Origin of the sequence: Nocardioides pelophilus, from assembly GCF_014180685.1 — a bacterium.
Taxonomy (GTDB): Bacteria; Actinomycetota; Actinomycetes; order Propionibacteriales; family Nocardioidaceae; genus Nocardioides; species Nocardioides pelophilus.
This window is the reverse complement of record NZ_JACEHF010000135.1, coordinates 1-11,166: the sequence shown is the minus strand read 5'-3', so window position 1 is coordinate 11,166 and position 11,166 is coordinate 1. Positions and strand designations below refer to the sequence as shown.

The window sequence follows — 11,166 nt, the reverse complement described above, 5'->3', positions numbered from 1 at the left end:
CGATCGACGGCCGCTACATCGTCGTCCTGAAGTCGCAGACCTCGCGCACCACCGCGAGCGGTGCGCGCGAGGTCGCCCGTGACAACGGCGGCCGGGTCATCCACGAGTACACGACCGTGCTCAAGGGCTTCTCCGCCAAGCTGCCCGCCCGGGCCGTGCGGGCGCTCCGCGCGAACCCCGCGGTCGCCTACATCGAGGCCGACCGGCGGGTCTCCATCGACGCCGACCAGACCGGCGCGACCTGGGGTCTCGACCGGGTCGACCAGCGCAACCTGCCGCTGAACTCGACCTACCACTACGACGTCACCGGCTCGGGTGTGAAGGCGTACATCATCGACACCGGCGTGCTGACGACCCACAACCAGTTCACCGGCCGCACCTCGGCCGGCTACTCCGCGATCAGCGACGGCCGCGGCACCACCGACTGCAACGGGCACGGCACCCACGTGGCCGGCACCGTCGGCGGCACGACGTACGGCGTCGCCAAGGGCGTCACGATCATCCCGGTCCGGGTCCTCGACTGCAGCGGCAACGGCACCGACTCCGGCGTGATCGCCGGCATCGACTGGGTCACCTCGAACCACACGAGCGGGCCGGCGGTCGCCAACATGAGCCTCGGCGGCGGCGTCTCCTCGGCGCTCGACACCGCTGTCAACAACTCGATCAGCGACGGCGTCTTCTACGCCGTGGCGGCCGGCAACGACTACGGGGCCAACGCCTGCAACGGCTCACCGTCCCGGGTCGCGGCCGCGGTCACGGTCGGCTCGACGACCAGCAGCGACGCGCGGTCGGACTTCTCCAACATCGGCTCCTGCCTCGACATCTTCGCGCCCGGTTCCGGCATCACCTCGGCCTGGCACACCTCGACGACCGCGACCAACACCATCAGCGGCACGTCGATGGCGACCCCGCACGTGGCCGGCGCCGCCGCGCTCTACCTGCAGGCCCACAGCACCGCGTCGCCGTCGGCGGTCGCGTCGTGGCTGACGTCCAACGCGACCACGGGCAAGGTCACCAACCCCGGCACCGGCTCGCCCAACCGTCTGCTCTACACGCTCGAGGGCGGCACGACCGAGCCCCCGCCGCCGTCGGGCAACCTGCTCGCCAACCCCGGCTTCGAGTCCGGCAACACCAGCTGGGCCGCGACGTCCGGCGTGATCACCAGCTCGACCAGCCGGCCGGCCCGCAGCGGGTCGTGGAAGGCGTGGCTGAACGGCTACGGCTCGTCCAATACCGACACCCTCAGCCAGAGCGTCACCCTGCCGTCCAGCGGCACCAAGACCCTGGCGTTCTACCTGCGGATCGACTCGGCGGAGACCACCACGTCGACGGCGTACGACACGCTCCGGGTGCAGGTCGTCTCCGGTGGCACGACCACCACGTTGGCGACGTACTCCAACCTCAACAAGAGCTCGTCCTACGTCCTGAGGTCCTTCAGCCTCGCGGCCTACGCGGGGAAGACGGTGACGGTGAAGTTCACCGGCACCGAGGACTCCAGCCTGCAGACGAGCTTCGTCATCGATGACACGTCCGTGAGCTGACCCACCGAGGGGGGTGCGCGCCCGGTCGATCAGGAGCACCATGGAGACATGGCGGCGGTGATCGACCGGGCCGCGCTCGACTCGGCGACTGCGCACGGCACGCTGGGTGAGGACGGACGGTCGGGTGCCGCCCTGCAGCGGGTGACCCTGGCCGACGGACGACGGGTCGTCGTCAAGCGCTACGACCCGCGCTCGGACTTCGTGATGCGGATGGTCGGTGACGAGCGGGGCCGCGAGGTCGAGCTCTTCCTCGACGGCGTGCTCGACGACCTGCCGCCGACGGTGCGCCACCCCATCCTCGCCGCCTGGTACGACGACGACGGCCGCGGGGTCGTCGTCATGCGCGACCTCGGCGACGCCGTGCTGACCTGGGACCACCTGCTCTCGGCCGCCCAGCTGCGTGTCGTCCTGGGCGGGCTCCGCGACCTGCACGCCGCGCACCGCGGCCGGACCGATCCGCTGCCCACGTCGCTCGACTCGGTCGTCGGCATCTTCCAACCCGACCGGATCCGTCCCTACGCCGGCGTGCCCCTGGTCGACGCCGCACTCCGTGGCTGGGAGCACTTCGCCGTGGTCGCCGCGGACGAGGTCGGGCAGCGCGTGCTCGCCCTGTCCCAGGACGGGACGGCGCTCGTCCGGGCGCTCGCGGGGCGGACGCCGACGCTCCTGCACGGCGATGTCGCCACGGTCAACATGGCGCTCGAGCCCCACGGCGTGACCCTCTTCGACTGGGGCGTGGCCACGGTCGGGCCGGCGGAGATGGACGTCGCGCGGCTCCTCGTCGGTTGCGCACACACCTTCGACGTCTCGTTCGACGAGTTCCTCGCCCTCCAGCGGGACGTCGCGGGCGCCGACCACGACGAAGCCTCGCTGGAGCTCGCGCTGCTCGGGAGCCTGACCTGGCTGGGCTGGAACAAGGCGCTCGACATCGTCGAGCATCCCGACGAGGCCGTGCGTGCCCGCGAGCGGGCGGGACTGGACTGGTGGCTGGCACAGGCCGGCCGAGCCTTCGAGAGAGGACTGGTGTGATGGAGACCGAGGAGATGCACCGCAGGACCGTCGACTGGTGGCGGTTGTGCCTCGACACCGTCGGCGACGACGACTGGACCGGTCCGACCCCGTGTGCCGACTGGGACGTGCGGGCGCTGGTCAACCACGTGGTGGGCGAGGACCTCTGGACCGAGCCGCTCCTCCAGGGCCGCACGATCGAGGAGGTCGGCGACCGGTTCGACGGCGACCTGCTCGGCGATGCGCCGGTCGAGACCGCTCGTTCCGCTGCTGACGACGCGACCGGGGCGGTCGCCGAGCTGCTGCCGCAGTGCGACACCGTGCACCTGTCGTACGGCGACGAGCGACCCGACGAGTACATCTGGCAGCTGGCCGCCGACCACCTGATCCACGGCTGGGACCTGGCAGTCGCGACCGGCGGCGACACCCGGATGGATCCGGAGCTGGTGACCGCCCTGGGGGAGTGGTTCGCCGAGCGGGAGGAGATCTACCGGGGCGCCGGCGTGGTCGGCGCGCAGGCCGATCTCACGGGCGACGCCCAGCACGACCTGCTGGCCCGCTTCGGTCGTGATGCGGGCTGGGCGCCACCCGGCTCGTAGAATCGCTCCTTATGCCCTCCCCTTCGGCAGAGTCGCTCTTCCCCCGCCTCGAACCGCACCTGCTGTCGGTCTCCAAGCCGATCCAGTACGTCGGTGGCGAGCTCAATTCGGTGAGCAAGGACTGGGACGAGACCGACGTCCGGTGGGTGCTGATGTATCCCGACGCCTACGAGGTCGGCCTGCCCAACCAGGGCGTCCAGATCCTCTACGAGGTGCTCAACGAGCGGCCGTGGATCCTCGCCGAGCGCACCTACTCGGTGTGGCCGGACATGGAGCGGGTGATGCGGGATAACGACATCCCGCAGTTCACCGTCGACAGCCACCGGCCGGTCGGCGCGTTCGACCTGTTCGGCCTGAGCTTCTCGACCGAGCTCGGCTACACCAACATGCTCAACGCGCTCGACCTCGCCGGCATCCCGCTGCACGCGGTCGACCGCACCGAGGAGCACCCGGTCGTGATCGCCGGCGGCCACGCCGCGTTCAACCCGGAGCCGATCGCCGACTTCATCGATGCCGCCGTGCTGGGCGACGGCGAGGAGGTCGTCCTCGCGATCTCGGAGGTCGTCCGCGAGTGGAAGGGCGAGGGCTCGCCCGGCGGGCGCGAGGAGCTGCTGCGCCGGCTCGCCGTGAGCGGCAACGTCTACGTGCCGCAGTTCTACGACGTCTCCTACGAAGCCGACGGGCAGATCGCCGCCGTGCTCCCCAACCGGCCGTGGGCGCCCGACCGGGTCCGCAAGCACACACTGATGGACCTGGACTCCTGGCCCTATCCCGCCAACCCGCTGGTGCCGCTCGCCGAGACGGTGCACGAGCGGTTCAGTGTCGAGATCTTCCGCGGCTGCACGCGGGGCTGCCGGTTCTGCCAGGCCGGGATGATCACCCGCCCGGTGCGCGAGCGCTCGATCGAGACGATCGGCGCGATGGTCGACAACGGCGTGAAGAAGACCGGCTTCGAGGAGGTCGGGCTGCTGTCGCTGTCGAGCGCCGACCACACCGAGATCGGTGAGGTCGCCAAGGGCCTGGCCGACCGCTACGAGGGCTCCAACGTCTCGCTGTCGCTCCCGTCGACCCGGGTCGACGCCTTCAACATCACGCTGGCCAACGAGTTCTCCCGCAACGGCCGGCGCTCCGGTCTGACGTTCGCGCCCGAGGGCGGCAGCGAGCGGATGCGGAAGGTGATCAACAAGATGGTCACCGAGGAGGACCTGATCCGCACGGTCGCGACGGCGTACTCCCACGGCTGGCGCCAGGTGAAGCTCTACTTCATGTGCGGCCTGCCGACCGAGACCGACGAGGACGTGCTGCAGATCGCCGAGCTGGCGAAGAAGGTGATCGCCAAGGGTCGCGAGGTGTCCGGCCGCAACGACATCCGCTGCACGGTGTCGATCGGCGGCTTCGTCCCCAAGCCGCACACGCCCTTCCAGTGGGCCGCCCAGCTGGACGTCGAGACGACGGACCGCCGGCTCCGCGAGCTGCGCGAGGTCGTGCGCGCCGACAAGCGCTACGGCCGGGCGATCGGCTTCCGCTACCACGACGGACAGCCCGGCATCGTCGAGGGACTGCTGTCCCGCGGCGACCGTCGGGTCGGCGCGATCATCGAGCAGGTCTGGCGCGACGGTGGCCGGTTCGACGGCTGGAGCGAGCACTTCTCCTTCGACCGGTGGATGGCCGCGGCGGAGTCCGCCCTCGCGGGCACCGGCGTCGATGTCGACTGGTTCACGACGCGCGACCGCGAGTACGACGAGATCCTGCCCTGGGACCACCTCGACTCCGGCCTCGACAAGGACTGGCTGTGGTCGGACTGGGAGGACGCCCTCGCCGTGGCCTCGGGTGAGTCGGACGTCGAGGTCGAGGACTGCCGCTGGACCCCGTGCTACGACTGCGGCGTGTGCCCGGAGATGGGCACCGAGATCCAGATCGGCCCCACCGGCCACACGCTGCTGCCGCTCTCGGTCGTCTGATCGGCGGTCCGCGCCGGGCTTTTCGACGTCGGCACGCCTGAGCCACGACGTCGGGACGGTCCACCATCCTTGGTGGCACAGGTGTGTCACCAAGGACCGGAGTGAGCCGCGGGAGATGGCGCACCCGTGTCGCTACCCTTCGCGGGTGCCGATGACCCTCGCCCATCCGGCGGCGATCCTGCCGCTCCGACGGCTCGGCCTCCCGATGACCGCGCTCGCGGCCGGGTCGATGGTGCCGGACATCCCGCTCTTCCTGGGCTGGGTCCGCGGCTACGAGGTCACCCACAGCGTCGTCGGCGTCCTGGTGGTCGACGTCGTCCTGGCAACGGGCGTGGTGCTGCTCTGGTTCCACCTGGTTCGTGACGCGCTGGTCGACCTGGCGCCCGAGCAGGTCCGCTCCCGTCTGCCCGCAACCATCCGGCCGACCCGGCGGGAGCGGCTGCTCGTGCCGGTAGCGGGCTCCGTCGGCGCCGCGACCCACCTCCTGTGGGACTCCTTCACCCATCCCGGCCGCTGGGGACCGCGCCACATCGAGTGGCTGCGCACCGAGCACGAGGGCTTGCTGGGGCTGAAGTGGATCCAGTACTCCTCCGGCGTCATCGGCCTCGTGATCGTCGGGTGGGCGGTGGTGACCTATCTCCGGTCGCGGGACCCGATCCCTGACGACCGCGGCCCGTCGGTGCTACCGGCCGTGGTGCTGCCGGCCGTGGTCACGGTCGCCGGGCTCGTCGGGGCGATCACCGCGGCGATCAAGGCGCCGAGCGGGTTTCACGCGATGGCGTTCCACGGTGTCATCAACAGCCTGATCACCGTCACGATGACCGGGGGAGTCGCCTGCCTGGCGTGGCAGGTGGCGCGACACCGCCGCGCCGCGACCCGTCCGTAGGTCACGCGCTCGTCGGGCTAGCCGGCGCGGCCCAGCACCTCGGCCGCCGACACGGCTCCGTGACGGTCCTCGATCACGTCGGCGAGCTTGTTGACCTCCTCCTCGCTGAGATCGACGCCGACCTCGCCGGCGCCGCGACGCAGCTCCTCGGCGACGGTGCCCTCGGGCGCGCCGTCCTGCCACGAGGTCACGCGGTCGACGACTGCCTGGATTGCTTCCAACCTCTCGTCTGTCATGCAGCGGAGGTACCCGATGCCCTGGGAGCGATCCGTTACGCCGGCGAGATCGGGGGCTCGGGGGTCGGCTCGTTCAGGGATCCGTGGAGCGGCTTCCCGTCCGCCCTGGTCAGCAGGCACGCGACCTTGTCGGACGGCGCGGGGTCCTGGCTCTCGGTGAGCGCGATCAGGTAGAGCTCGGGTTGGTTGAGCAGCTCCCTCTGCGCGGGCGAGAAGTAGTCGCGACAGCTGTCGAACGCACCGTCGTCGTCCTCGNCGCGACAGCTGTCGAACGCACCGTCGTCGTCCTCGAAGTCGTAGGCGGCCGCCTCCTCGGCGTCGAGGACGTTGACGGCGATCACCTCGGCGTCGTGCCCCACCGAGCAGTCGACGACCTCGAGGCCGGACACCGGGTCGTTGCTGCCCGGGTCGAGGCCGGCGCCGATCAGGCACTGACCCGCCGCGAGCTCGTTGGCGAGCAGACCGCCCTCCGAGCCGCCTCCGCTGCTGCTGCTGGCGCTGTCGTCGTCGGAGCCGGTGAAGGCCGCGATGATCCCCCCGACGCCGCCGCCACACGTCATGATCACGACGATGAAGCCGACCAGCCACGGCAGCAGGCGGCGGCTGGCCGACCTGGTGGTGATGGCGACCGGCGGCGCGGCGAACGTCCCGGTCGAGGCGCCGTACGGGACGTACGGCGGGTGCACGGCGGACTCGTCGGCGGCACCGGCACCCGGTGGCTCGCCGTCGGGCGTCGCGTCCGGCTGGTACGGCGTGAAGCCACCCTGGTCGCCGTAGGGATCCTGACCCACGCACCGCAGCGTAGGGCCTGACGGCGCTACTGAATGGTGAATCTGCAGATCAGGACCGACGCCGCTCGGCGGGTGTCAGTCCGCGATCGGCTCCTTGAGGCTGCTGCCGTCGGCGTTCTCGAGGAGGCAGACGAAGTCGTCCCCGGTCTCCGGCTCCTGCGCCTCGAAGACGATGTCGAGGTCGTAGCCGCCGGTGGCGAACGCCGCGGCGTACTCCTCGTTCAGCTCCGACTCGCACAGGGCGGCCGGCAAGTCCTCGTCGAACGCGTCGATCTGGGCGCTGTCGAAGTCGTCGGCCACGACGATCTCGGCGTCGTGCGACTCGTCGCAGTCCTTCTTGAACAACGTCGCGTCGTTGCTGGAGGAGTAGTCGTCGACGTTGACGCACTGGCCGACGTCCGCGCCGCTCAGGGTGACCGTGCTGGTGCCGAACCAGATGAAGAAGCCGAGCATCCCGGCGCACATCAGGGTGCCGACGGCGCCGATGATGACGGCCGAGACCGCCGCCCACCGACCACTCCGGACGCCGTTCTTGGTGCGGCTGAGCCCGACGATGCCGAGGATCAGGCCGATCAGGCTCGTGCAGCACAGCAGGCTGAGCACGAAACCCGTGATCGACACGGAGTCCACGCCGTGGCCCGTGGCCGGCGCCGGAGCGCCGTACGGATTGCTGCCGTAGGGCGCGTAGGGAGCGCCCTGACCGGGTTCGGGTCCGCGGGGAGGCTCCGGCGGACCGCCGTACGGGTAGCTCATGCTCGGCTCAGAGGAGGGCTTCGTCGAGCTTGTCGTCGCTCGTGACGTAGCAGACCAGGTGGTCGCCGTTGTCGACGTCGGACGGGTCCTCGATGACGGCGTTGAACTCGAGACCCTCGACCGCCAGCAGCGTGGTCAGGTCCTCGGGGGAGATCAGCGTGGTGCAGGCGTCGACCATGCCCGAGCTGATCGACTCGCGGTTCTCGTCGTCGACCTCGGCGACCGCGACGATCTCGCCGTCGTGCTCCTCGTTGCACTCCTTCTCGTAGAGCAGGACTGCGTCGTTGTCGTCGTCGTCGACGTTGATGCACTGGCCGACCTCGGCCTCGTCGGGCGTGACGAGCGAGTCGAACCACGCGACGCCGGCGACCGCTGCGATGGCGATGCCGACCCACGCGAGCAGACCGATCAGGCCGAGCACGATGCCGGTGATCGCGAGTCCGCGACCCTTGCGCTTGCCGCCCTTGGTGCGGCTGATGCCGACGAACCCCAGGATCAGGCCGACCGGTGCGCAGCAGAGCAGGCTGAGCACGAGCGAGGCGATCGAGACGCCGTCGGTCTTCGGCTGTTCGAAGCCGCCGACGCCGGGCGCGTTGAACGACGAGCCGCCCGATCCGCCGTAGGGGTTCGAGGGCTGCTGGCCGTACGGGTCGTTGCCATAAGGGTTGCTCACGGCCAGCAGCCTAGAGGTACCTGCGGTTCCCCGGCTGCAGAATGTCCCCGCGATTGGTGAGGATGTCCGCATGCGGCACATCGACGACAGCGAGCGGCGGGCCCGGCTGGCCCGGCGGCACGGTCTCTCCGGCGGGCACCCGGACGTGGTCGCCGCGACCCGGGCGATGACCGTCCTGCACGCCACCGAGGCCGCCACCGTGCACCTGGCGCTGTGGGCGCGGGTCCCCGGCGTCACGGTGGCCGACGTCGATGCCGCGCTGTACGACGACCGCGTGCTGGTCAAGCAGCTGGCGATGCGGCGCACGCTCTTCGTGTTCCCGCGCGACCTGCTGCCGGCCGCGTGGGGGAGCGCAGCGGCCCGGGTGGCCGCCCAGCAGCGCACCCAGCTCGCCAAGTCGGTGCTGGGCGCCGGGCTCGCGGTCGACGCCGACGCGTGGATCGCCGCCGTCACCGCTGACGTGCTCGCCGCGATGGCCGACGGGGTGCCGCGCACGACCCGCGAGCTGCGCGACCTGGTGCCGGCGCTCGACGGCCGCTTCTCCATCGGCACCCCCGAGAAGAAGTGGGGAGGCGAGTTCCCGATCGGCGCGTGGGTGATGAACACCCTCGGCGCCGAGGGGCGTGTCCTCCGCGGCCCCAACGCCGGCCACTGGCGGCTGAACAAGCCGACCTGGGTGCGCAGCGATCTCTGGCTCCGCGAATCCGAGGAGACGTGGCCGGTAGAGAAGGCGTACGCCGAGCTGGTCCGGCGCTGGCTGGCGACCTTCGGCCCCGGCACCGAGACCGACATCGTCTGGTGGCTCGGCGCGACCAAGACGATCGTGCGCCGCGCACTGGCTGACGTCGGCGCGGCCGAGGTCACGCTGGACGGCGGCGGAACGGGGTGGGTGCTGCCCGACGACCTCGAGCCGGTCCCGCCGGTCGCGCCGTGGGCGGCCCTGCTGCCCACGCTCGACCCGACGGTGATGGGCTGGAAGGAGAGGGCGTTCTACCTCGACCCGGCGGACACGCCGTACCTCTTCGACAGCAACGGCAACGCCGGCAACACCGCCTGGTGGGACGGCCGGATCGTCGGCTGCTGGGTGCAGGACGACGACGCGGTGGTCCGGGTGGTGCTGCGCCACGACGTCGGCGCCGAGGCGACGGAGGCGCTCGAGGCGGAGGCCGAGCGGCTGACGCGGTGGCTCGACGGCCTGCGGATCGTCAACGTCTACGCCTCCCCGCAGATGAAGGGCGCCCGGCTCGGGTGACCTAGCATCAGCCCCCGTGAGTCGTCAGCAGCCCGAGCAGCAGGCCCCGCCGGTCCAGCGGCTGCGGATCCGCTATGCGAAGCGCGGCCGGCTGCGGTTCACGAGTCACCGTGACGTGAGCCGGGCGGTGGAGCGTGCGGTGGTCCGCGCGGACATCCCGATGGCCTACTCCTCCGGTTTCCACCCGCATCCGCGGATCTCGTACGCCGGCGCGTCGCCCACGGGCGCGGCGAGCGAGGCCGAGTACTTCGAGCTCGGCCTGTCCGAGCGCCGGGACCCCGAGGAGATCGGACGCGCGCTCGACGAGGCTCTTCCCGACGGTCTCGACGTGGCCACGATCGTCGAGTCGCCCGGGGGAGCGCTCGCCGACCTGCTGGTCGCGAGCGCCTGGCTGGTCGAGCTTCGGGGAGCGGACCCGGTGGAGGTGGCCGCGGCGGTCGCCGCCTTCCTCGCCACCGAGTCGGTGGCGGTCGAGCGGATGACGAAGAAGGGTCTGCGCAGCTTCGACTGCCGCGCCGCCGTCGTCTCGCTGGACGTCACCGAGGCAGCCGGTGAGCCCGCGCTCGCGCTGGTGCTCCGGCACACCGTGCCCGCCGTACGACCTGACGACGTGTTGTCCGGACTGGCCGAGGTCGCCGGGTTCGCCGCCCCTGCGACGGCGCTGCTGACGCGCCTCGCCCAAGGTCCGCTGGACGAGACCACGGGCACGGTCGGCGACCCGCTCGCCTGACCTACCGGGTGGGAGCCCGACGCGCCGGGATGCTCCGCGTCCACCCCCTCTGTGCGATACTCGCCACAGATCGGCCACCGACGGCCCACCTCCGATGAGGCGCCAGCAGGACCGATTCGACGACGTTCTCGCCGGTTCCGTAGCACGCAGACGGGCCCGGCACGGTGGAGGCAGAGACCTCGCCAGACCGCGACGCAGGTTCTCCGGATCGGTGACAGCGATCCGGCACCCGGAATGACAACCCGGGGCCACGCGACCGCGGCAGGCAGGACCCAGCCGCCAGTGACGCTCCGCGGAGGGTGTCGTCCCGACGAAGGCTTGCGTCGCAGGACCCGGCTCCCCGGGATCGAGCGGCGATGACACGACCGGCCGCCGCGAGGCTGGCCGGCGGAGGAGCAGCGCATGGCTGACACCACCGTCGACACCGTCGACACCGAAGCAACACCAGCAGCAGCGGCGGAGGCAACCTCCGGGGCGACCACCGGGGCGACCACCGACCCGACTGCCGCGGACACGGCCTCCACCGACGCGGCCCCCGCCGAGAAGCCGGCGAAGAAGGCCGCCGCGAAGAAGGCGCCCGCGAAGAAGGCGGCCGCCAAGAAGGCGCCGGCGAAGAAGGCCGCCGCGAAGAAGACCACCGCGAAGAAGACCACCGCCAAGAAGGCCGCCGCCGAGCCCCCCGCCGACGAGCAGGCTCCGGCCGCCGAGGCCGAGGCAGACGCGACCTCCGTCGACG

11 protein-coding genes are annotated in these 11,166 nt (G+C 71.3%); 8 read left to right on the top strand and 3 right to left on the bottom strand.

Going from position 1 to position 11,166, the window contains the following annotated elements; genetic code table 11:
• The 5 genes from H0488_RS17820 to H0488_RS17800 form a co-directional block, all read left to right on the top strand.
• Nucleotides 1-1,541, top strand: a 1,541-nt coding sequence (locus H0488_RS17820; protein WP_183100588.1) for a S8 family peptidase, incomplete at its 5' end; no start/stop codon positions are given.
• A gap of 48 nt (nucleotides 1,542-1,589) precedes the next feature.
• Nucleotides 1,590-2,570: a phosphotransferase gene (locus H0488_RS17815; protein WP_183100587.1), complete on the top strand. Its 981-nt coding sequence runs from the start codon at nucleotides 1,590-1,592 to the stop codon at nucleotides 2,568-2,570.
• Nucleotides 2,570-3,148, top strand: coding sequence for a TIGR03086 family metal-binding protein (locus tag H0488_RS17810; protein WP_183100586.1), 579 nt, complete (start codon nucleotides 2,570-2,572; stop codon nucleotides 3,146-3,148). The genes H0488_RS17815 and H0488_RS17810 overlap by 1 nt, the downstream gene beginning before the upstream one ends.
• 11 nt (nucleotides 3,149-3,159) lie before the next feature.
• Nucleotides 3,160-5,109, top strand: coding sequence for a TIGR03960 family B12-binding radical SAM protein (locus tag H0488_RS17805; RefSeq protein WP_183100585.1), 1,950 nt, complete (start codon nucleotides 3,160-3,162; stop codon nucleotides 5,107-5,109).
• A 151-nt stretch (nucleotides 5,110-5,260) separates the two neighbouring features.
• On the top strand, nucleotides 5,261-5,995 hold the full coding sequence (locus H0488_RS17800; RefSeq protein WP_246372404.1) for a DUF4184 family protein: 735 nt from the start codon (nucleotides 5,261-5,263) through the stop codon (nucleotides 5,993-5,995).
• Between the two features lie 17 nt (nucleotides 5,996-6,012).
• On the opposite strand, the gene H0488_RS17795 is transcribed toward H0488_RS17800, so the two are convergent.
• The 3 genes from H0488_RS17795 to H0488_RS17780 form a co-directional block, all read right to left on the bottom strand.
• A complete protein-coding gene (locus tag H0488_RS17795; RefSeq protein ID WP_183100583.1) occupies nucleotides 6,013-6,231 on the bottom strand; it encodes a hypothetical protein in 219 nt (72 codons plus the stop codon).
• 866 nt (nucleotides 6,232-7,097) lie between these two features.
• Nucleotides 7,098-7,775 (bottom strand): DUF4190 domain-containing protein, encoded by a 678-nt coding sequence (locus tag H0488_RS17785; protein WP_183100581.1) that lies wholly within the window; start codon nucleotides 7,773-7,775, stop codon nucleotides 7,098-7,100.
• Between the two features lie 7 nt (nucleotides 7,776-7,782).
• On the bottom strand, nucleotides 7,783-8,448 hold the full coding sequence (locus tag H0488_RS17780) for a DUF4190 domain-containing protein (protein WP_183100580.1): 666 nt from the start codon (nucleotides 8,446-8,448) through the stop codon (nucleotides 7,783-7,785).
• A gap of 70 nt (nucleotides 8,449-8,518) precedes the next feature.
• Here H0488_RS17780 and H0488_RS17775 point away from each other — a divergent pair, with 70 nt between their 5' ends.
• The 3 genes from H0488_RS17775 to H0488_RS17765 form a co-directional block, all read left to right on the top strand.
• A complete protein-coding gene (locus H0488_RS17775) occupies nucleotides 8,519-9,700 on the top strand; it encodes a winged helix DNA-binding domain-containing protein (RefSeq protein ID WP_183100579.1) in 1,182 nt (393 codons plus the stop codon).
• A 16-nt stretch (nucleotides 9,701-9,716) separates the two neighbouring features.
• A complete protein-coding gene (locus H0488_RS17770; RefSeq protein WP_183100578.1) occupies nucleotides 9,717-10,430 on the top strand; it encodes a TIGR03936 family radical SAM-associated protein in 714 nt (237 codons plus the stop codon).
• A 402-nt stretch (nucleotides 10,431-10,832) separates the two neighbouring features.
• On the top strand, nucleotides 10,833-11,166 hold a 334-nt coding region (locus H0488_RS17765), incomplete at its 3' end, for a hypothetical protein (protein ID WP_220794738.1).